The organism is Micromonospora sp. NPDC049301, from assembly GCF_040678715.1.
Taxonomy (GTDB): domain Bacteria; phylum Actinomycetota; class Actinomycetes; order Mycobacteriales; family Micromonosporaceae; genus Micromonospora.
In genome coordinates this window covers 194010-214971 of the sequence record NZ_JBFAQO010000004.1, presented here as the reverse complement: position 1 = coordinate 214971, position 20962 = coordinate 194010, and the positions used below count along the sequence as shown (strand labels likewise).

Genomic DNA, 20962 nt, shown 5'->3' with positions numbered 1-20962 from the left:
TCACGCCTGGGTGTCGATGGTGATCGGTTGCCTGAGGATGGTGCGCCGCTTGTCGGGTGCGACCCTGCGGAAGTCGCTGAGGTAGATCTCGTGGTGGGTGCCGGCCATCCGAAGACTGTTGTCGGGGATGAAATCTTGATGCAGTCGCGCGAGCACGTCGGCCTCGTCGTCGAAGGAACCGACGTGCAGCGTCTGCACGCACCGCCCCTCGGTCAGCGTCTGGAGGCGGACGTCGTCGAGGCGCGCCGGCCGGTGCTTCGCCTCGGTCTGCTCGACGGCGGTCGTGAACATGGTCTGGTCGATCCAGTCCGGAACCATGAGCATCAGCGTCCAGTCCCACTGTGACTTGTCCCGTGCGGTGGTGAAGGAGCTCATGTCCTCGGCCCACCACAGGCCTTCCAGGGGCGGGACCACGTAGTCGCGCCCGAGGTCCTGCTTGCTGGCGAACTTCAGCTTGTACGCCACCGGGTAGAGCGCCTCGACCGCCTCGGTAAAGGCCGGCGAGGTGTTGGGGTCGCCATGGCCGTCGATCATGAGATACCGCATGTCGGGTACGTCGACCATCCGGAACCGGCCTCGTTGCGCTCGGTAGGCGTCGAGGGTCTTCTTGAAGTCGATCTTGTCGTCAGCTTTGTTCGTCACCGGACACCTGGACTCGGGTGGGAGCCACTGCCTTTCCGCCTCCATGAGGCTCAGGGAGGTAATCGTAACCGTGCTGCGGCCGCTCAGTGACCAGGCCCAACACGGTCAGATCCCCGGGCCGTGGCCCGCAATTCCCTGCAGCAGGGGGAAGGCCATGGCAACATCGTTCGCCATGTGGGCCGACGACCCGAGGATGACCTTGCCGTTCCGCTGGAACTTGGTGACACCGGATCGACTGGGTTCGCTCTTGGACGGGGATTGCCGCCCCGATTTGTGGTTTGCGGCAGAGTTGGTGGACTGCTCGGCCAGGGTGTTAGCCCGTTCCGGTGGCGGCGCGTTGCACTTCGTCGGACGCTCGATGGATTCGATGTACGACCTGCTTACTGGAGTGCTGGCCGAGGACCCGAGGTTGATGCGGTTGCCATTCAGCAGGTTTTCAGAAGGTTGGGTGCCGGATGATGAGTGGCGCGAAGAGGCTCGCGTCATCCTGACTCGATGTGGCGTGACGCCGTTCCGCCTGGCCCGCACCGGCGATCCTGTCTCGTTCGTCGACATTGTGTCCACCGGCAGGACGTTCGAGAGCCTGTATTCGCTGCTCCGCGACTGGGTCGAGGAGCAGCGGGAGCCGTGAAACGTCGTGCGCCGAAAGATTCGTTTCATCGGGGTCGTCGCCCGTGGTAAGACGAGTCCGAAAACGCGACGTTGGCAGCAGCACGCAGGCTGGACCGCGGACTTGCCGTCCGGCGCGGTCACCAACGTATCGATGGATCCGTCGGTATATTCCTATCTGGCGGAGCGTCAGGAGAAGCTGACAGCGAGCTTCGGCCCGAGCCTTCGCGAGGAGGTCGGAATCCGACGCGACAGCCGCGTTCGATATGCCTTGGCGGAGGCCGTCGCCTTGGTGGCCCACGGCCGACGCCCCGAAACCGTGGCGACGTTGATCCGGAATCTGTCGACTCAAAAGCCATACCCGAAAAAGTGGCTCGCCACGCTCACTCACGCGTGACGCTGCTTCGTCGTAAGTGCCGCTTCGCTCAGCGGCCGTCCGCGCTCAGCACACGGTGCACGCTTACGCCGCAGAACGTGCGCGACACGCGCGAGCGCGCTCGTCATGGGCCGATCCACCACCGGGTCAGCCGCTGTTCCGTACTGAGTGGAGATAGCTGTCGATGAGGTGATGCAGGCGGTCCCTGCCGAAGCTGCGTCCATGTCCGGGTTGAGTCACGCGTACCGGCAGGTTGCGGAGCCGCCGGAGGGAACGTGCGTACTGTCGGATGTCGCTACCCGGCAGCGAGTCGAGCAGGACGTCGTCGTAGATAACGTCGCCGCTGAACAGCGTGCCGGTGGTCTGGTCGAACAGCGCGATGCTGCCGGGGCTGTGACCGGGTAGGTGCAGGACGGTCAGGGCGTAATCGCCGAGGTCGACGAGGTCACCGTCGGTCAGTGCGCGGGTGCGCGTCGCAGGTCGTACCCGATAGGTGCTGAGGTCGTAGTCGCCGTGCGGACGCGCGGTCAGCAGCGCCGACGGCAGGGTTTCGTCGAGGCCCATTTGGGCCGCCAGGGCAGGGCCGTGCAGGGAACCCGGGGCGGGGTCATCGATGGGTTCGAGCGGATGGGCCCAGACGTCGCTGAATTCGTGCGCCGATCCCATGTGGTCGAGGTGCGCGTGGGTGAGGACCAGCACGGGTTCGCGGCCGAAGCGTTCCAGGAGCAGCGGCGCCAGTGCGGTGACGCCCAGTCCGCAGTCGACGAGCAGGTCGCGGTTGCGACCACGCAGGTGCCAGGCGTTCGCGCGGAGCAGGCCGCGGACGTGTGGTTCCTCAATGAGGGTGGTGCGCTCGTCCAGGACTGTGAAGCGAAACCATTGCGGCGCTACGGGTAGGTCGCCGACGTCGGTGTTCATGTTGCTCCTTTTCGGCCTATAGAGGAATCGTGTCCGTAATTTCGCTACGGCAACACCGCAACCACCAGAACCCGGTTGCCACACGCCTACAGTCGTAGCCCCAATGATCTGCACGGATGGATCACCGCTCCTCCCCGACAGGAGGGAACGATGTCCCGCCACGAGGGGAGCGTCAACGGTCAGGGTGCGGCCGAGGCGATGACCCTGACGAGTCACGGCAGCACGATCAGGTGGCGTGACGGCACGCTTCGCCGCCGCGGCAGTGCCTACCGCCACCCGTCTGCGGGATGCACTCCCTCGCTCGAGGGAGTACATGCCGGTGCGTCCGTTCTTAACGTGGCCGGATGAGCACACGTGATGGGCGCCGCGGCGCCGCACCATCGCTCTTGGCGGTTGAGTGAGACTGGTGACCGGCGTTCGCGGCTCCTGGCACGGATGCCCACGGGAGGGGAAGAGATGGCAGCGACAGGCACACCGGTGGTGTTCGTCCATGGCATGTTCCTGCACGCCTCGTCGTGGGCCGGTTGGGTCGAGCTGTTTCGGACGGCGGGATATGACCCGGTAAATCCAGGCTGGCCGGGTGAGCCGAGCACAGTCGCAGAAGCGCGGCAAGAGCCGGACCGGGTCGCGGGCAACGGCATCGACGACATCGTCGCGCACTACGCACAGATCATCCGCACGCTCGGCACACGGCCGATCGTCATCGGCCACTCGACCGGCGCCCTGGTCGCGCAGCGCCTCCTCGATCAGGACGTCGCGGCGGCGGCGGTGGCGCTGCAACCTCCACCGATCAAGGGCGTGGCCAACCTTGCGCCATCGACCATTCCTGTGGGCTGGCCCCTGCTGCGCAACCCGGCCAACCGGCGGCGGGCGCTGTCGCTGACCGCACGGCAGTTCCGCTACAGCCACGGCAATGCGCTCACCACGACCGAATCCGACCAGTTGTACCGGCAGTGGGCCATCCCATCACCCGGCAGACCGATCTTCGAGCTGGTGTCCGCTAACCTCTCCCGACGCTCACCGGCCACGATCGACGCTGCCAACCCGGGCCGGGGACCACTGCTCATGATCGCCGGCGGAAGAGACCACAGTGCACATCGAGCCGTCGTCAAGGCCACCGTCAAGCGATACCTCGCCTCACCGGCGGTGACCGACTACCAGGAGTTCCCCGACCGCGGCCACTCGATGCCGATCGACAGCGGCTGGCGCGAGATCGCCGACGCCACACTGGTCTGGATGCAACAGCACCTTCGGTGACGGTCGCGGCGGAGGCCCGGCAGACGCGGCGGAGCCCCGGCAGACGCGGCGGAGGCGAAGTACGGGGTGCCTCACCGGCAGTGGATCAAGGCCGGGGCCTACGTCTTCTCGGACGCGGTCGGCCGGGCGCGGACGTGCAGCCGCTCCCCCTGCGGCCCGAAGAGGTTGAGGACCTCGGTGGTGCCGGGGCCGGGGTTGTACACCCGGTGCGGGACGCGGGTGTCGAACTCGGCCACCTCGCCCGGGGTCAGCGTCAGGTCGTGCTCGCCGAGCAGCAGGCGCAGCCGGCCGGAGAGCACGTAGATCCACTCGTACCCCTCGTGGGTCTGCTGGGTGTGCTCCCCGGTGGGCGTGTTGGGCGGAAGGATCTGCTTGAACGCCTGCACACCGCCCGGTCGGCGGGTCAGCGGCAGGAACGTCACGCCGTGCTGGACGATCGGCTTGGGGTGCACTCGCGGGTCGCCGGTGGCCGGGGCGTCCACCAGCTCGTCCAGTGGCACCTGGTAGGCCCGGGCCAGCGGGAGCAGCAGTTCCAGGGTGGGCCGGCGACTGCCGGATTCCAGTCGGGACAGGGTGCTCACCGAGATGCCGGTCAGCTCGGCGAGTTGGGCCAGCGTCGTACCCCGCTGGTTGCGCAGGGCACGCAGCCGCGGGCCGACCGCCGCCAGCGCCGCGCTGTCGTCTTTTGCCATAACGGCAAGGATAGTTGCCACTCGGGCGGGGTGGGCGGATGGTGGGCTCAGCCGACAAGCAAGGGGAGATTCCGGTGGACGAGACATACGACGTGGTGGTGGTGGGCGGTGGTGCGGCAGGGCTCAGCGGAGCCCTGGCGCTGAGCCGGGCCCGACGGTCGGTGCTGGTGATCGACTCCGGCGAGCCGCGCAACGCGCCAGCCGACCAGGTGCACAACTACCTGGCGCGGGAGGGGACGCCGCCGGCCGAGCTGGTCGCGGCCGGTCGCGCCGAGGTCGCCGGGTACGGCGGGCGGTTCCTGGCCGGGCGGGTGGAGGCGGCCACCCGGGACGACGACGGGTTCCGCCTCCGCCTCGACGACGGGCGCGCGGTGCGGGCCCGTCGGCTGCTGGTGGCCACCGGGCTGACCGACGAGCTGCCCGACGTGCCCGGGGTGGCGCAGCGGTGGGGCCGCGACGTCCTGCACTGCCCGTACTGCCATGGCTGGGAGGTCCAGGACCGGCGGATCGGCGTGCTGGCCACCGGCCCGCTGGCCGTGCACCAGGCCGAGATGTGGCGACAGTGGAGTTCCGACGTGCTGCTCCTGCTGCACGACGCGCCCACCCCCGACGGGGAGACGGCCGAGCGGCTCGCCGCGCGGGGCATCGCCGTGGTGCCCGGCCCGGTGGCCGCGCTGGAGGTCACCGACGACGCGCTGACCGGCGTCCGGCTCGCCTCCGGCCGGGTGGTGGCGCTCGACGCGGTGGTGGTCGCCGCGCGGCCGGTCCCCCGCGCCACGATGCTGGTGGGGCTGGGTCTGGCCCCGGAGGAGGTGACGATGGGCGAGCACGTCATCGGCACCCAGATCCCGGCCGACCCCACCGGGGCGACGACCGTCCCGGGCGTGTGGGTGGCCGGCAACGTGGCCGACGTCCGGGGCCAGGTGATCGCGGCCGCCGCTGCCGGCCTCACCGCCGGAGCGGCCATCAACGCCGACCTGATCGCCGAGGAGACCCGCGACGCGGTCGCCGCGTACCGGCAGATGCTGGCCACGGCCTTCGAGGAGCCAGCGTGGGAGGAGCGCTACCGGGCCCGGGCGGCGGTGTGGAGCGGCCGGCCGAACCCGCAGCTCGTCACCGAGGCCGCCGATCTGACTCCCGGGCGGGCGCTGGACGTGGGCAGCGGCGAGGGCGCCGACGCGGTGTGGCTTGCCGAACGCGGCTGGCGGGTGACGGCCGTGGACATCTCCACCACCGCGCTCAGCCGGGCCGCCGAGCACGCCGAGACCGCCGGCGTCGGCGACCGCGTCGAGTTCACGCACGCCGACCTGCGCGACAAGCCGCCCGCCGACGAGGCGTACGACCTGGTGTCCGCGCAGTTCATGCACCTGCCACCGCCGCAGCGGCGGGAGCTGTTCGCCCGGCTGGCCGCCGCGGTGGCGCCGGGCGGCACCCTGCTGATCGTCGGGCACCACCCGTCGGACCTGTGGACGTCGGCCCACCGGATGCACCTGCCGGACATGATGTACACGGCCGAGGAGGTGGCCGGCTCGCTCGACCCGGCCCACTGGGAGGTGCTCACCGCCGAGGCACGCCCCCGCCCCGGCACCGACCCGGACGGCCGCGAGATCACCCTGCACGACGCGGTCCTCATCGCCCGGCGGCGCTGAGCACGGATGCCGGTGGCGGCCCGCCCGCCACCGGCACCGCACCACTGTGGTGGGCGACAAAGGCCGCGGACTACCGCCTTACGGGCGACACGTCACCACCACTGGCGGCGTGGAGACGGGTCCGGGGACGGGGCTGGCGGGGTCGGCGTGGACGGTGGTGGGGCGGGCCTTCAGATAGTGCGGCCTCGGCGGTAGCGTTGCGCCACACTCACGGCCCGCCGGGCGGTAGACCGCCGGCCCTGGCGCCCCGATCGTACGGAGGATGGTGCATGTCCATCGGCGCTGAGCCGCTCGCTGCACGCGACGACGCGGCCTCGCGGCCGAGCTTCGAGCTCACCCTGCGCGGCTACGACAAACGTCAGGTCGACCGGCACCTGGAGCAGCTCGACGGTCAGATCGCGATGCTGAGCGGGGAGCACGGGCGCTCCGCCGTCCGGGTCCGTGAGCTGACCGCCGAGGTGCAGCGGCTGCGCGCCGAGCTGGCCGACCTGCACGAGCAGCCGGTGCAGGTGGACCGCGCCTCGTTCCAGGATCTGGGCCCGATGGTCGGCGAAATACTGGCCATCGCCGAGAAGCAGGCCGCCGCGATCACCGATTCCGCCACCGAGCGGGCCAACGAGCTGCGGACCGAGGCGGAGCGGATCCTCGCCGACACCCACGAGCGGGCCGCGCAGGCGCGCCAGGACCTGGCGGAGGAGCTGGCGGCGCGGCGCGCCGAGCAGGAGCAGGCGCACGAGGAGCGGCGCAGCGTGGCCGAGGCCGAGCTGACGGCCATCCGGGAGCACGCTGAGCAGCTGCGCGCCGACGGTGAGGCCGCGCACGAGCGCGCGCAGAACGAGGCGAAGCGGATCACCGAGCAGAGCGCCCAGCAGCTCAACCAGACCCGTGTCGCCGCCGACGCGCTGATGAAGTCCGCGCGTACCCAGATCCAGCAGGAGCTTCAGGCGGCCCGGGCCAAGAGCCAGCAGGAGCTGGCCCAGTGGCAGGCCGGGATCGAGCGCGACGTCAATGAGCGGCGGAGCGCCGCCGAGCAGGAGATCGCCGAGCAGCAGGCGGCCGCGGAGCGGGAGCTGGCCGAGCAGCGCAGCACCACCGAGCAGCAGATCGCCGCGCTGCTGGCCGAGGCGCAGCAGCACGTGACCGACCTGCGCAACCGGGCCGACGAGCAGGCCGCCACCCACCAGGAGCAGCTCGCCGCCCTCCAGCAGGAGATCGAGGAGCGCCGGCAGGAGTCGGCCGAGCTGCACGCCGAGCTGGAGACCGCACAGCAGCAGCTCGCCGAGGTGCGCCAGGAGGGCGAGACGCTGGAGAACGAGCTGTCCCGGGTGCAGCAGCGACTGGGCGAGGTCCGGCGGGACCTCACCGCCGAGAGCGCTCGACTGGAAGAGGCCCGGCGGGCCGGGGACTCCGCCGAGCGGCACGCCAAGGACGTCCGCGCCCGGGTGCAGCGGGAGGCGAAGCGGGTGGCCGACCTGGCCGCCGCCGCCGTGATGGCCGCCGCCGCCGGCGGTACGGAGACCGCCGAGTACCCGATGGTGGGCACCCGCTCCAGCGCCGAGCGGACCGGCGCCGAGCGGACCGGCGGCGAGCGGACCGGCGCGGACCGGGCCAGCACGGATCGGACCGGTGCCGACTGGACCGGCGTCGAGCGGGTGGGTGTCGAGCGGCCGAGCACCGGCCGACACGGCGAGCGGCCGAGCGTCGACCAGCCCGGTGGGGACCCGTCCGGCAGCGACCAGCCCGAGGGCGAGCAGGTCGTCACCCCGTCCCCCACGGAGGAGCCGGCGGTGGCTGCCGACCGTACGACCGCCGCGGACGCGCCCAGCGGCGACACCGAGCCGACCTTCATGCGGCCCAGCGAACCGGCGCCCGTGCCGTTCCTGCCCTTCGGGCAGCCGATCAGCGAGAACGGCGCCACCCGGCACTGACCCCTACGACGGTTGACCCGGTCCGGGACGATCGACGTCGGCCCGGACGCGGGGGGCCGTCCGGCCGGGCCGGTCAGACGGACTGGCCGGCGATCTCGGCGCGCACCCGGTGCTGGAAGGCGCGCGCCCGCGCGCCGGTGGGCGGCGGCCCACCGCGCCGGGCGGCGACCGCCCGGCCGATCACCTCGGCCGGGTCCCCGGCGTCGATCAGCCGCTGCCCGGCCGCCACCTTGGACAGCCAGACGCCGTCGCGGTGGCGGACCAGGGACCGGCAGGCGCCGAGCACCGCGTCCTCCGCGCCGGGCGCGGGCTGGTCGTCCGGCGGCGTCGGCAGGGCCAGCCACCACGACAGCGCCTCGATCAGCAGGCGGCGCAGGTCGGCCGGGGCCAGGTCGGCGAAGACCTCCCCCGCCGGCGGCCCGAGCAGTGCCAGCCCACTCTGGTGCAGGATGCTGCGATCCAGCGCGTACCAGAACCGGCCGTCGGCCGCCGGCCGGTCGGCCGGGTCGAGGGTGCGGCGGAACGGCATCGCGGACCCGGTGTTCAGCTCGACCTCGAAGCCAGGCTCGGGGCTGCCGGCGGCGGCCACCTCCCGCCGGTAGGCGACCAGCTCCAGCCCGCGCGCCGGGCAGGGCAGCGCCTCGTGCCGCAGCCGCGCCACCAGCGCCCGCTTGACGGTCTCGGTCAGGGGCCCGGCGCAGATGAGCGCCACGTCCACATCGCTACGGCCGGGCTGGTACGCGTCGAGCCCCACCGAGCCGGCCGCGTACGCGCCCACCAGGTCGTCGCCGAGCACGTCGCGGGCGGCGTCGACCAGCTCGTCGAGGTAGCGCCGAAGATCGGAATCCACGCCCCATCCTCACCGGTGGCCCGCGACGCGTCCGACCCGGGTCACCCGCTACCCGGCGTACAGCAGCAGCAGGCCGGCGACGGTGTAGGCGACCATCAGCGCCAGCAGCGGCAGTTGGCCGGCCACGGCCCGGACCCGGGGGAACAGGTACAGGGCGCGGTCGTGGGCGAGCAGCGTGCCGAGCAGATGCCCGAGGATGATGACGGTGATCTGGAGGGTGGCCACCCCGGACGGGGTGACCAGGCCGGTGTGCGGTTCCCAGCCGGCGGTGCCGAGCCAGTTCGCGCCGGTGTCCAGGGGGTCGGCGAGCAGCGCGACGGTGCGCTGGCCCTCCAGGATCAGCAGCGAGTAGTAGTGCGCCACGAGGTAGCCCACCGCGATCGGCACGATCGAGTGGGCGAGCTCGCCGGGCAGCCCGCCGGCGTCGGCGTCGGCGGGTCCGGCGCGGCCGATCCGGGTCGCCGCCCCGGTGGCGGCGAGGTACGCCACCGCGACGGCGGCGATGACCAGGATCAGCCCGGCGCTGCCGGTGGCCGCCGGGGGCAGGCCGTTCTCCTGCGCGAAGCGCAGCCAGGCCGGCGCGTTGGAGAGGCTGTCGAACATGGTCGAGCCGAGCAGCACGATCACCACGGCGACCAGCCCGGGACGGGGCCGCAGCCCGGCGATCCCGTCGAGCGGGTTGCGCCACACCAGCACGCCGTCCGCGGCGCGGCCGACCGGGGCGAGGTGACCGATCAGTCCGCTGTACACCTCGAACGGGTCGGCCCGGTCGAACCAGCCCGCGCCGAACAGCGCGGCCCCGGCGAGCATGACCACGGCGTATCCGGCGAGCCAGGCGGTGATGACCGGCAGGGTGGCCCGGTCGGGCGCGACCAGCTCCAGCCAGACGAACCCGAACAGGGTGACGGCAGCGGGCCAGAGGCCCAGGCCGGCCGGCAGCTCGCGGAGACCGCGCTCCGGGGCCCGGCGCGCCACCAGCGCGGCGAGCAGATGCACGGTACGCAGCGGGTTGACGGCCCGCCAGACCGGGCCGAGCAGCAGGGACACGGGCACCAGCCCGACCCAGAGCAGCACGTAGAGCGCGCCGGCCGTCGGGTTGTCCGGGGTGTCCGGCCCGGCCAGCAGGCCCAGGCAGAACCAGCCCGCGCCGAGCAGACCCAGACCACGCAGCGCCCACCGGAACGTGGGCGCGTCGACGAGCCGGGCCAGCGGCTCGGGCACCGGGCGGCCGCCGGTGGCGTCCCGGTCGAGCCGTGGCTCGCGCCAGAGCAGGCCCAGCGCGAGAAACGTGACGACCAGGGTCAGCGCCGCCGCGACGACGAGCTGCGGCAGCGTGATCGGCAGGTCCTGGCGGCCACCGACGCCGTGTGCCAGCACCGCCGGGGCGCCGCTCATGGTGCTCAGCGGACGACGAGCTGGAACAGCACCAGCTCGGACTCGTGCGTCTCCACCTCGAACAGCCCGGTCTTCTCGGCGCGGAACTCCACCGACGCGGGCGTGCCGGCCGGCAGCCGGGCGCCCAGGTCGTAGCCGTGCACGTGCAGCTCGTCGGCGACGTCCGAGGTGACCGTGATCCGGACCAGCTCACCCTTGCCCACGGTGACCCGCCCGGTGGGTGGGTTGACCCGCCGCTTCGCGATCGTCACGGTGACCTGCCGGTCCACGGCCGTGGTGGCACTGGCACCGGGTGTGGAACTGCCCGACGGGGCCGGCGCGACGGTGGCGCTCGGCGGCGCGGCGGCCGTCGGCGGCGTCGAGGGGGTGGCCACGGACGGGTCGCTGTCATGCCCGCAACCGCTGGCGAGCAGGACGGTGACGAGGCCGGTGGCGAGAACGGCGGGAATGCGGGAACCGGGGGCACGGACGAGCACGGGCGGACTCCGAACGACGCGGGGGGACGGGTGTCGGACTGATCGTCGGGGAGGAGAACTCTACGTCTTGTTCGGCGGCGGGGAAATGACCATGATGAACGGATGCGATCGAGGCTGGTCACTGCCCGTCACGTCCTGAGCCGAGCTGTGGCGGCGCTGGCCGTGACGCTGACGGTGTCGTTGCTGCTGCCCGCCGCTCCGGCGTCCGCGCACGGCCAGTTGGCGACCTCCACCCCGCTGACCGGCACCGTGGTCCGCGAGCCGCTGACACAGCTGGGGTTGTACTTCACCGAGAAGCCGGCCTCCAACGCCCACTTCACCGTCACGGGCCCGAACGGGTCCCGGGTGGACAGCGGCTGGTCGTACGGCGAGCCGAAGCGCCTGGACAAGCCGGTCCAGGAGTACTTCATGGTCAACGGCGTCTTCGAGCCGCGGCTGTACCACACCGGCTTCCCGGCCATGGTGTCCGTCGCGCACTGGCCGGCGAAGGGCCGGTACACGGCCAACTACCTCTCCGTCGCCTCGGACGGTGAGGCGGTGCGGGGCAGCGTCACCTTCGACTACCAGGGCCCCGGCACGGCGGCGCCGTCCGGTTGGTCGCCGCCCACGGACGGGCCGGCGCCCACCCTGCTCGCCCTGATCGAGGGCACCCCGTCGGCGAGCCCCGGCGTGGCCGGCGCGACCGAGGCCCCGGGGAGCAGCCCGGCGGCGGCACCGGCTCCGGCCCGGCCGGCGAAGACGTTCCAGGCATGGATGGTGCCGGCCATCATCGTGGTGGTCGTCGGCGCGATCATCGTGGTGGCGGCCCGCCGCAAACCCGCGCCGGGCCGGGCCGGCGGCGCCGCGCGTCAGCGCGGTGGTGCGCGCCGGGGCCCCGCTCGTCGCGGCCGGCGCTAGGGCGTGTGGTCGAGGGGTTGGTACGCGCGGGTGGGGCGTCGTCCGCCATCCGTCCGGGCCTGGGCGTGACGCTTCGGCGGCATTCCGTGCGGCCGTACGGTGCGGCAGAGTACTAACCATGCGACCGGGCGGTGGGATCAGGGCGCTGTTTTCCGTTGGCGCAGGGTTGGCCGTGCTCTTCGTGGGGAGCCTCGCCTTCAACGCTGCCTCCACTCAGGACCGTTGGCCCGGCCCGATGGATCTGGTCCGCCGCTACCCGTGGCTCATCCTGATGCTCCTGGCTCCGGTGGCGGTGATCGGTCTGTGGCCAGCCTCCCGGCCGGGACGGTCGACCGCCCAGGTCCCGGTGGACACCTTCCGCCTGCCGGCCCGTCACCCGAACTTCACCGGCCGAGCGTCCGCGTTGCGCCGGCTACGTGCGGCGCTCACCTCGGGTGGCACCGCCTCGGTCCACGCGCTGCACGGGATGGGCGGAGTCGGCAAGACCCAGATGTCGATCGAGTACGCCTACCGCCACCAGGACAGGTACCGGTTCATCGGGTTCATCGACGCCGAACGACCCGAGATCCTGATGTCCCAGTTCGTGGCGATGGCCGGGGAACTCGGGATCAACGAGCTACAGCCCGACCGGGTGGTCGGGGCGGTGTACCGCCTGCTGGCGCAGCGCGGGCGCTGGCTGCTGATCTTCGACAACGGTGAGGAACCGGCGGACCTGGTGCGGTTTCTGCCCTCCGGGCGTGCGGCGCGCACCGGCCACGTGATCGTGACGACGCGCCGGGCCGGCTGGCGGGCGCGCGGCAGCACTGTCGACGTGGACCTCTTCGACCGTGCCGAGTCGGTCGACCTCCTGGTCCAGCGGGTGCCGGGCCTGACCGACGCCCTCGCCGACCGGATCGCCGAGTTGCTCGGTGATCTGCCGCTGGCGTTGGAGCAGGCGGCGGCCTTCCTGGAGCGCACCGCCACGCCGCCTGAGGAGTACGTGCGGCTGCTGGCCCTGCGCCTGGACCAGATGCTCGGCCACGGCACGGTCGCCGACCGGCCGGGCGTTGTCGTGGGCCGCCTGTGGGAGATGAATCTGCAACAGCTCAACCGCACTCGGCCGGCCGCCGTCGACCTCCTCGAGCTGTGTGCGTTGCTGGCCCCGGAACCCATCCCGACGGAGCTCTTCTCCCGACACCCGACGTTGCTGGATGAGCCGGTGCGTTCCGCGTGCCTCGACCCGGTCGAGTGGAGCGCCGTCCTCGGTGACATGGTCGGGCTGAGTCTGGCCAGGCGCAACGGGCACCGGCTGGTTGTCCACCGGCTCGTCCAGGCCGCGGTGCGCTCCGGCCTGACACCCGAGCGGCGTCAGGCCGCACAGCACACCCTGTGCGATCTGCTCCTGGCCGCACTGCCAGCGGACGTCGAGAGCGGCCCGTCCCGGTGGCCGGCCTGGCAGGTGAACCTTCCGCACGTCATCACGGTCGCCGGGGCCGCACCCCCGTCCGCGAGCGTCGCCACGCTCGTGAACCTCGCGGCCCGATATCTCCGGACGATCGGTGACCCGATCTCAGCGCTGCCCATGGCCGAGCAGGCCCGCACGGTCGCCGAGGCGGTGCACGGTGCGGACGATGCCGCGTTCGGTTCCGCCCTGATGACACTGGCACGGATCCACCGTGACATGGGCCGACCCACCTTCGCCCTGCCGCTCGCCCAGCGGACGCTGGCGATCTACGAGACGCAGCTGGGCCGGGACCATGCCGACCTGGGTGGTGTGCTGAAGGTGCTCGCGTGGGTGTTGGACGACCTCGGCCGTCCAGCCGAGGCGCTTCCGTTCGCTGAGCGCGCGTTGGCGATCGACGAGACGGCGGTCGGGCCGAGTCACCCGTACGTGGGCGGGGCCCTGAACATCCTCGCCCGGGTCAATCGCGAACTCGGCCGGCACGCCGAGGCCGTCGAGCAGGCGGAACGGGCTCTGCGCATCTACGAGAGCGGCTACGGCCACGATCACCCGTACGTCGGTGTCGTCATGACGATATTGGCGCGGCTGCACGACGACCTCGGTGAGCCCGCCCGTGGTCTGCCGTTGGCGGCCCGTGCGGTACACATCCACGAGACGGCGTACGGCCCCGACCACCCGGATGTCGGCTGCGCCCTCACCGCGCTCGCCCGTCTGCACTGCCAACTGGGTCAGGCGACCATCGCCCGCGGCCTGGCCCAGCGCGCGCTGACCATCCTCGAAACTCGCCGAGGGCCGGATCACCAGGAGACCGTCGACGCCCGCCAGGCGCTTCTCCTCGCCGGTAGCTGAACACCCGACTTCCGGAGGCGATCTCGGCGGACACCGTCCCCGTGATCCCGGTGTCGAGTTGCGTGGACATTCCGGCGATGACCGGATCAATGCCGCGAACTTTCGGCCGAACATCGCAAACTTTCGATATATCGATGCGAAGGCATGGACAGGCAGATCGAAACAACTTAATGTCTCGACCCATCAACCCGGTGTTTCCGCATCGTCACTCGTCGGCGTCGAGGACGTTTCGGAGCCGGGCCGACGGCCATCACCACCCCAACGCTTCACGCCGGCCGTCGGACACTCCTCTCCCCTGGAGGAACGATGGGCACACGGCTGCTGCGCCGATTCCGCAGTCCTGTCCTGGGTGCGCTCGCACTCGTCCTCGCCGCCGGCTTCTGGGCCGACCCGGCCGGCGCCGCCCCCGAGCAGGAACCGGGCGTCACGCTGCGCGTCTTCGACGTGCAGGTGCCGCTCTCCGAGATCTGCACACTCAAGCCCGCGCAGACCCCGAACGTGGACAAGCTCATGTCCACGATCAACTGGACGTCGACCGCCGACTTCGGCTTCGACAACTACTTCGTCTCGCAGGTGCTCGGCAACATCACCACCACCCAGGCCGGCAGCTACACGTTCCGGCTGAGCAGCGACGACGGGTCGAAACTGTCGATCGACAACACGGTGGTCATCAACCACGACGGCCTGCACGGCGCCACCCCGCCCAAGGAGGGCACGGTCACCCTCACCGCCGGGCTGCACCCGCTGCGCATCGACCACTTCGAGCGCGACGGCGGGCAGCAGATCACCCTGGAGTGGAAGACCCCGGGCTCGTCGTCCTTCGTGGTCGTGCCGAACTCGGCGCTGAGCACCGACGCCGGAGTGGTCCGGGTGACCGCACCGGGCCGCAAGGAGTGCGAGGGGGTAACCGACTCCCCCGGCGACGGCCTGCCGCTGACGAGCGTGCACCCCGGCTACACGCTGACCAACCTGCGGCCCAGCGGTTTCCAGCCGAAGGTGACCGGGATGGACTGGCTGGTTGACGGCCGGCTGGTCATCTCCACGTGGGGCGGCAGCGACCAGTCCGGCACCTCCCAGGACGGTGAGGTCTGGATCATGGGCAACACCGGCGGCACGTCCGGGCCGGGCAATGTGACCACCAAGAAGATCGCCGGCGGCCTCAAGGAGCCGATGGGGCTCAAGGTCGTCGACGGGGTCGTCTACGTGTCGGAGAAGCAGCGGCTGACCCGGCTGGTGGACACCACAGGCGACGAGGTGGCCGACCAGCTCCAGACGGTTGCCACCTGGTCGTACGGCGGCAACTTCCACGAGTTCGCGTTCGGCCTGCTCTACCAGGACGGGTTCTTCTACCTGAACCTGTCGGTCTCGATCAACTCCGGCGGCGCGACCACCAACCCGCAGCCGGCCGTGAACCGGGGCACCACCCTCAAGGTCAACAAGGACACCGGCGCGGTCAGCTACGTGGCCGGCGGGCTGCGGACCCCGCACGGCATCGGCTGGGGCCCGGAGGGCGGCATCTTCGTCACCGACAACCAGGGCGGTTGGCTGCCCTCGTCCAAGCTGGTGCACATCAAGCAGGGCCGGTTCTTCAACCACTACATGAACCCGGCCGGCCCGTTCGACGCCAACCCGGTCACCCCGCCGGTGCTCTGGATGCCACAGAACGAGATCGCCAACTCGCCCAGCACCCCGCTCTACCTGACCAGCGGCCGGTACGCCGGCCAGTTCGTCATCGGCGACGTGACCTACGGCGGCCTGCAGAGGGCCAACGTGGAGAAGGTCAACGGCGAGTACCAGGGCGCCCTGTTCCGGCTCACCCAGGGCTTGGAGGCGGGCGTCTCCGAGGTCAACGTCGGCCCGGACGGCGCCATCTACGTCGGCGGGCTCGGCGCGGGCGGCAACTGGGGACAGACCGGCAAGCTGTCGTACGGCCTGCAGAAGCTGACCCCGAACAGCACCAGCACCTTCGAGATGCTGGCCATGCGGGCCACCACCGCCGGGTTCGAGGTGGAGTACACCCAGCCGGTCTCCGCCGAGACCGCCGCCAACCTGGCCACGCACTACAAGATCAAGCAATGGCGGTACCAGCCGACGTCCAGCTACGGCGGCCCGAAGATCGACGAGGAGACGCTGAGCGTCAGCTCGGCGACCCTCTCGGCGGACGGAAAGAAGGTCACCCTGGCGGTGAACGGGCGCAAGGCCGGTCACGTGGTCCACCTGCGCTCGCCTCGTCCGTTCACCTCGACCAGCGGGCAGTCACTGTGGAGCACCGAGGCCTGGTACACGCTCAACGCCATCCCGGGCGTCACCCCGCCGCCGACCGGCGGGACCAACCTGGCGCTCAACAAGACGGCCACCGCGGACAGCTCCTGCTCGGCGACCGAGGGCCCGGCCAAGGCCGTCAACGGCAGCGTCGCCGGCGGCAACGGCGACAAGTGGTGCTCGAAGGGCACCACCAGGTTCCTCCAGGTCGACCTGGGGGCCAGCTACGCGGTGAACCGGGTGGTGGTCAAGCATGCCGGCGCCGGCGGTGAGAACACCGCCTGGAACACCCGGGACTTCACGGTCGCCTCCAGCCCCGACGGCACGACCTGGACCACCCGGGCCACGGTGGCCGGCAACACGGCGAGCACCACCACGCACGACGTCGCCGCGCCCGGCACCCGCTACGTGCGGTTGGCCATCACCGCGCCGACCAGCACCACTGATCCGGCCGCGCGCATCTACGAGCTGGAGGTCTACGGCGCCGCCGGCGGCGGGGGCAGCATCAACGGCGTCGGCGGCAAGTGCCTGGACGTGGACAACGCGGGCACCGCCGACGGCACCAGGGTGCAGTTGTGGACCTGCAACGGCACCGGCGCGCAGTCGTGGAGCCGGGTCGGCGACACGTACCGGGCCCTGGGCAAGTGCCTGGACGTCGACAACGGCGGCACCGCCGACGGCACGAAGGTGCAGTTGTGGACCTGCAACGGCACCGGTTCGCAGGTGTGGCAGCCGCAGTCCGACGGGTCGATCCGTAACCCGCAGTCGGGCAAGGTGCTGGAGGCCGCCGGCGCCGGCACCGCCGACGGCACCCAGATCCAGATCGGCACGTACGCGGGCGGCGCACACCAGAAGTGGGTGATCACCGGCGGGTAGCGATCCCAGGCTGCGCGGGGCGTGGTCGGGCCGGCAACGGTCAGGCCGCGCCCCGCGCAGCCCGGCTCACGTCGCCGGCGACCAGGGCGTCCTGCGCCAGCGCGGCGGCCAGGACGCCGGTCACCACGACGACGAAGCCCCGCTCGGCACCGGCCGGCGCCGCCGCCACCCCGACCGCCAGCGCGGCGACTGCGGCCAGCGCCATCAGCAGGCGCCCGCCGCCCTCCAGACGCGGGGCGGCGGGTGTGCCGTGGCGGCTCCACCGTCGGGCCGCGAGCATGGTGGTGAGCACGCCGAGCGCCCCGGCCGTACCGAAGATCGACCTGCGAAGCCCCGCGCGTCCAGAACGGCCGGGACGACGGCCAGGTCAGGGTCCCTGCGGCAGCGGCTGGGCCAGCTCCTTCAGGTCCGCCGGGAGCTGGGACAGGGCGTCCTCGAACTCCCGGTGCCCCACCACCCGGTGCATCGTCTGGAGCACGGCCCGGGCGCCACGCTCGGCGGTGGGTCGGTCGGTCCCGGCGCGGTCGGCCACCCGCCGCAGGAACTCGTCGTAGCCGAACGCCTCGGGCGCCTCGGCGACCTTGACCAGCAGTGGGCTCAACTCGGCGGCCAGGTGGGGGGCCAGCGCCGCCGCCTCGCCGCCGCTCAGCCGCTCGGTGAGGGTGCGCAGAACCGCCTCGGTCAGCGGTCGCGCCTGCTCGGGCGGGACGCCCGCCCGCGCCGCAACCTTGTCGACGAACGTCAGCTCGGCCATGCCCCCCGCCCTTCGTTCCGGAGTCGCGTGGCTACCCGCGCCCACCGGTGGCAAACCCGACGCCGGTCACGGTGCGTCCGCGCGGGACGGGTGTCCGGTTTCCGAACCGCCTTACCGACCCCCGAGCGGAGAGCGGGCCGACGCCGCGCGGGTTCTGGTGGTTGTTCGGCGCGGCCACGGCACCGTCTCGTACCGTGGGTCGGACGGGGAATTCGGCTGCCCGATGGCGGCCCGGGCCGCAGGAGGAGCAGATGGCGGTCGACCTGCCTGAGGTGATCGACCGGTACTTCCGGGCCGTCGGTGACGGAGACCTGGAGGGCTTCGTCGCCTGCTTCGCGGACACCGCGACCGTGGCCGACGAGGACCGGCTGCACGAGGGACGGGCCGCGATCCGCTCCTGGCGGCAGCGGACGATGGAGGCCTACTCGTACACCGCGGAGCCGGTCGCGGTCACACCGCAGCCGGGCAACTCGTACCAGGTCCGCACGCGCGTGTCGGGCGACTTCCCCGGCAGCCCGATCGAGCTGCGGTACCGGTTCACGCTGCGCGACAACCTGATCGGCGCCCTCGACATCCGCCCGTAGCGACCGATTGCGCGGGCTGCCCCGGGCCGCCGGGGATGGCCGTCGGTTCGGGACGGCACGCCGCCGATCGCCGCCGAACGGAGGACACGACCGGCGGGCGATCAGATGACATGATGTGCCGACAACGGTTGAGCCGACGAGGAAGGTTGCTGCTGCCAGATGCCGCACTTCGAGGCCCGGACGTCCACGGCACCCGGCCGGATCGTGGTCACGCTGTCCGGGGAGTGCGACCTGGCCACCCGGGACGAGCTGACCACCGTGCTGTCCGCGGCGGTCCGGGGCGCGCCCGTGGTCGTGGTCGACGTGGGCGGGTTGCGCTTCCTCGACTCCACCGGTCTGCACAGCCTGGTGACCGCCCACCAGGCCGCCCGCGCGGCCGGTCGGCGGATGTACGCGGTCAACGCCAGCGGGCCGGTCGCCGCCGTCCTGGACATCACCGGCGTCGGCGACCTGCTGCGCCCACCCAGCGACGACTCGCGGCGGGTGGGCTGATGACGGCCGACCGTCGGGAGACCAGCACCGTGGCCGGGCAGTCCGCGTCCGCCCATGTCACGGAGGCGATGGCGTACCAGGTGGCAACCGACCTGCGAGCGCTGCGCGCGTTCGTCTGCACCGCGGCCCTGGCTCGGGGCCTGCCGCCACACCGCGTCGAGCTGCTGACGCTGGCGGTCAGTGAGCTGGCCACCAACACGTTGCAGCACACCACCGGCGGCGGCCGGGTGCGGCTGTGGGCCGAGGCGGATCAGTTGGTCTGCGACGTCATCGACCGGGGGCCGGTGCCGGCGTTCGGCCGGGACATGCCGCCCGCCGACGCGCTACGGGGTCGCGGGCTGGCGATCGTGGAGCAGGTCTGCGACGACGTCGCCGTGCTGTCCGGGCCGGAGGAGACCGTGGTCCGGATCCGGTTGGGCCTCTGAGCCGGGCGGCTCAGGCCAGCACACGTACGGCCAGGGCGCAGGTGTCGTCGTCCGGGCTGGGGTGGTGCAGCAGGTCACGCAGCCGCCCGAGGGGCCGCTCCGCCGGCGCGGCGGAGAACGCCGACAGCATCCCGCACACCTGATCCAGCCGGTCCTCCACCGGTTCGCGCCGTTCGATCAGCCCGTCGGTGTAGAAGAGCACCAGGTCGCCCGGACGCAGGCGCGGGGTGAGCACCGGGTACACCGTGTCGTCGTCGGCGCCCAGCAGCAGGCCCGGCGGCCGGTCCAGCGGACGGGTCTCGCCGTCGCGGGACAACAGCGGCGCCAGGTGCCCGGCGCGTCCCCAGCGGAGCACCCGGGTCGACGGGTCGTAGACCGCGACCACCGCGGTCCCGGTGATCGCGAGCTGACCGCAGAGCCGGTTGAGGTGCCCGAGCAGCACCGCCGGGTCCCGGATGCCGGTCGACAGCCAGGCCACCAGCCCGAAGCGCAGATGGGCCATCCCGCTGGCGGCGTCCAGCCCGTGACCGGCCACGTCACCGACCGCGAGCACGACCTGCCCGTCCGGCAGGGTCTGCGCGTGGTACCAGTCCCCGCCCACCCGCACCGCGCTCTCCGCCGGGAGGTAGTTGACCATGGCCTCCAGACCGGCCAGCGGGAACGGCTCGCGGGGCACCGGCTGGATCAGGGTCTGCAACTGCCCGGCCAGCCGGTGCTCGGCCAGCGCCGTCATCTCCCGGGTTTTCAGCTGGTCGCTGAGCTGCTCGATGGCGGTCCGCGAGTCGACCCGGGCCGTCACGTCCTGCACCACGGCGTGGATCTTCAACGGTGCGCCGTCCGCGTCCCGAGAGACGTCGGAGAGGACCCGCAGGTACTTCACCGAACCCGCCGTCTGGAACCGGACCGTCACGTCCGAGGAGGCTCCACTGTCCAGCGTCTGCCAGGCCGCCTCGCGCAGCATGTAGTCGTCGGGGAGCAGGGCGGCGGCCTGTTCGGCTCGCGACAGCGGGCCCAGCGCAGGGTCGCGCTCGAAGATCCGGTACATCCCGGGTGACCACTGGCTGACCCCGCTGGCCAGGTCGTACTCCGCCCAGCCGAGGTTGCCCAGCAACTCGGTGCGATCCAGCCGGCGCCGGTCCTCGTCGAGCCGCTGCCAGGAGACCAGCAGGCCGCCGAGCACCCGGTGCACGTGCACGTCGAACAGCGAGTCGGCGACGACGCCGGTGCGCTTCTCCACGTACCGGAAGTCGGCCAGCCGACCGGACGACCCGGTGGCCAGCACGTCGAGGTAGAGCCGCCAGAGCGGGCCGTCGACCATGCTCGGGTACAGCTCGGTGAGCCGCGCGCCCACCCGCTCGACCCCCCGGCCGTAGATGTCGTGGCCCTGGCCGCTGGTGGCCGCGATCCGGAAGTCCACGACCGGCCCACCGTCGTCCGGCACCGGCAGCAGCCACGAGCAGCCGGCCGGACCGACCGCCAGGAGCTCCCGCACGACCGCCTCGACCGGCCGCGCCGCCTCGGCGGCGTGTCCACGACGGCCGGTCCGGTCTGTCATGCCCGCAGCCTAGCCGCCGGCCGGCCGCCGGCCCA

The 20962-nt window shown here is 72.0% G+C and carries 20 protein-coding genes; 11 read left to right on the top strand and 9 right to left on the bottom strand.

Translation table 11 applies throughout. The features are described from left to right. Window positions 1–687 (bottom strand): GyrI-like domain-containing protein, encoded by a 687-nt coding sequence (locus tag AB0K07_RS13945; protein WP_363754896.1) that lies wholly within the window; start codon window positions 685–687, stop codon window positions 1–3. A gap of 109 nt (window positions 688–796) precedes the next feature. Between AB0K07_RS13945 and AB0K07_RS13940 the strand changes: the two genes are divergently transcribed. Both AB0K07_RS13940 and AB0K07_RS13935 read left to right on the top strand, forming a co-directional pair. Continuing rightward, the gene (locus AB0K07_RS13940) at window positions 797–1273 is read left to right on the top strand and encodes a hypothetical protein (protein ID WP_363754894.1); all 477 of its coding nucleotides are present in this window, start codon (window positions 797–799) and stop codon (window positions 1271–1273) included. Between the two features lie 6 nt (window positions 1274–1279). Next, window positions 1280–1648, top strand: coding sequence for a hypothetical protein (locus AB0K07_RS13935; protein ID WP_363754892.1), 369 nt, complete (start codon window positions 1280–1282; stop codon window positions 1646–1648). 126 nt (window positions 1649–1774) lie between these two features. Here the strand turns inward: AB0K07_RS13935 and AB0K07_RS13930 are convergent, their stop codons facing one another. After that, the gene (locus AB0K07_RS13930) at window positions 1775–2545 is read right to left on the bottom strand and encodes an MBL fold metallo-hydrolase (protein WP_363754890.1); all 771 of its coding nucleotides are present in this window, start codon (window positions 2543–2545) and stop codon (window positions 1775–1777) included. A gap of 456 nt (window positions 2546–3001) precedes the next feature. Here AB0K07_RS13930 and AB0K07_RS13925 point away from each other — a divergent pair, with 456 nt between their 5' ends. Continuing rightward, the gene (locus AB0K07_RS13925; protein ID WP_363754888.1) at window positions 3002–3802 is read left to right on the top strand and encodes an alpha/beta fold hydrolase; all 801 of its coding nucleotides are present in this window, start codon (window positions 3002–3004) and stop codon (window positions 3800–3802) included. Window positions 3803–3900: 98 nt separating this feature from the next. Here AB0K07_RS13925 and AB0K07_RS13920 read toward each other — a convergent pair whose 3' ends face one another. After that, window positions 3901–4494 carry a helix-turn-helix domain-containing protein gene (locus AB0K07_RS13920; RefSeq protein ID WP_363754886.1) on the bottom strand — a complete coding sequence of 198 codons (594 nt, stop codon included), beginning with the start codon at window positions 4492–4494 and terminating at the stop codon, window positions 3901–3903. Window positions 4495–4568: 74 nt separating this feature from the next. Here AB0K07_RS13920 and AB0K07_RS13915 point away from each other — a divergent pair, with 74 nt between their 5' ends. Together AB0K07_RS13915 and AB0K07_RS13910 are read left to right on the top strand one after the other, a co-directional pair. Beyond that, a complete protein-coding gene (locus AB0K07_RS13915; RefSeq protein ID WP_363754884.1) occupies window positions 4569–6143 on the top strand; it encodes an FAD-dependent oxidoreductase in 1575 nt (524 codons plus the stop codon). A gap of 269 nt (window positions 6144–6412) precedes the next feature. Beyond that, the gene (locus AB0K07_RS13910; protein ID WP_363754882.1) at window positions 6413–8071 is read left to right on the top strand and encodes a hypothetical protein; all 1659 of its coding nucleotides are present in this window, start codon (window positions 6413–6415) and stop codon (window positions 8069–8071) included. A gap of 73 nt (window positions 8072–8144) precedes the next feature. Here the strand turns inward: AB0K07_RS13910 and AB0K07_RS13905 are convergent, their stop codons facing one another. Genes AB0K07_RS13905 through AB0K07_RS13895 form a run of 3 tightly spaced genes read right to left on the bottom strand, consistent with a single transcriptional unit; the run spans window position 8145 to window position 10792 of the window. Beyond that, a complete protein-coding gene (locus AB0K07_RS13905; RefSeq protein ID WP_363754880.1) occupies window positions 8145–8921 on the bottom strand; it encodes a nucleotidyltransferase domain-containing protein in 777 nt (258 codons plus the stop codon). A gap of 48 nt (window positions 8922–8969) precedes the next feature. Further along, window positions 8970–10316, bottom strand: coding sequence for a hypothetical protein (locus tag AB0K07_RS13900; protein WP_363754878.1), 1347 nt, complete (start codon window positions 10314–10316; stop codon window positions 8970–8972). A gap of 5 nt (window positions 10317–10321) precedes the next feature. Continuing rightward, a complete protein-coding gene (locus AB0K07_RS13895) occupies window positions 10322–10792 on the bottom strand; it encodes a hypothetical protein (RefSeq protein ID WP_363754876.1) in 471 nt (156 codons plus the stop codon). Window positions 10793–10894: 102 nt separating this feature from the next. On the opposite strand from AB0K07_RS13895, the gene AB0K07_RS13890 reads away from it, so the two are divergent. The 3 genes from AB0K07_RS13890 (at window position 10895) to AB0K07_RS13880 (ending at window position 17117) form a co-directional block, all read left to right on the top strand. Further along, on the top strand, window positions 10895–11689 hold the full coding sequence (locus tag AB0K07_RS13890; RefSeq protein WP_363754874.1) for a copper resistance protein CopC: 795 nt from the start codon (window positions 10895–10897) through the stop codon (window positions 11687–11689). Window positions 11690–11861: 172 nt separating this feature from the next. After that, a complete protein-coding gene (fxsT, locus tag AB0K07_RS13885; RefSeq protein WP_363754872.1) occupies window positions 11862–13979 on the top strand; it encodes an FxSxx-COOH system tetratricopeptide repeat protein in 2118 nt (705 codons plus the stop codon). Window positions 13980–14285: 306 nt separating this feature from the next. Beyond that, window positions 14286–17117, top strand: coding sequence for a ricin-type beta-trefoil lectin domain protein (locus tag AB0K07_RS13880; protein ID WP_363754870.1), 2832 nt, complete (start codon window positions 14286–14288; stop codon window positions 17115–17117). A 40-nt stretch (window positions 17118–17157) separates the two neighbouring features. Here the strand turns inward: AB0K07_RS13880 and AB0K07_RS13875 are convergent, their stop codons facing one another. Together AB0K07_RS13875 and AB0K07_RS13870 are read right to left on the bottom strand one after the other, a co-directional pair. Continuing rightward, the gene (locus AB0K07_RS13875) at window positions 17158–17409 is read right to left on the bottom strand and encodes a hypothetical protein (protein ID WP_363754868.1); all 252 of its coding nucleotides are present in this window, start codon (window positions 17407–17409) and stop codon (window positions 17158–17160) included. A gap of 75 nt (window positions 17410–17484) precedes the next feature. After that, the gene (locus tag AB0K07_RS13870; protein WP_363754866.1) at window positions 17485–17871 is read right to left on the bottom strand and encodes a DUF2267 domain-containing protein; all 387 of its coding nucleotides are present in this window, start codon (window positions 17869–17871) and stop codon (window positions 17485–17487) included. A 251-nt stretch (window positions 17872–18122) separates the two neighbouring features. Here AB0K07_RS13870 and AB0K07_RS13865 point away from each other — a divergent pair, with 251 nt between their 5' ends. The 3 genes from AB0K07_RS13865 to AB0K07_RS13855 all read left to right on the top strand — a co-directional run bounded on the left by AB0K07_RS13865 (window position 18123) and on the right by AB0K07_RS13855 (window position 19372). Further along, window positions 18123–18455, top strand: coding sequence for a nuclear transport factor 2 family protein (locus tag AB0K07_RS13865; protein WP_363754864.1), 333 nt, complete (start codon window positions 18123–18125; stop codon window positions 18453–18455). A 159-nt stretch (window positions 18456–18614) separates the two neighbouring features. Continuing rightward, window positions 18615–18947: an STAS domain-containing protein gene (locus AB0K07_RS13860; protein WP_363754862.1), complete on the top strand. Its 333-nt coding sequence runs from the start codon at window positions 18615–18617 to the stop codon at window positions 18945–18947. Then, window positions 18947–19372, top strand: coding sequence for an ATP-binding protein (locus tag AB0K07_RS13855; RefSeq protein ID WP_363754860.1), 426 nt, complete (start codon window positions 18947–18949; stop codon window positions 19370–19372). The genes AB0K07_RS13860 and AB0K07_RS13855 overlap by 1 nt, the downstream gene beginning before the upstream one ends. A 10-nt stretch (window positions 19373–19382) precedes the next feature. On the opposite strand, the gene AB0K07_RS13850 is transcribed toward AB0K07_RS13855, so the two are convergent. Then, entirely contained in the window at window positions 19383–20927 is a 1545-nt protein-coding gene (locus AB0K07_RS13850) for a SpoIIE family protein phosphatase (RefSeq protein WP_363754858.1), read from the bottom strand. Window positions 20928–20962: the final 35 nt, after the last annotated feature.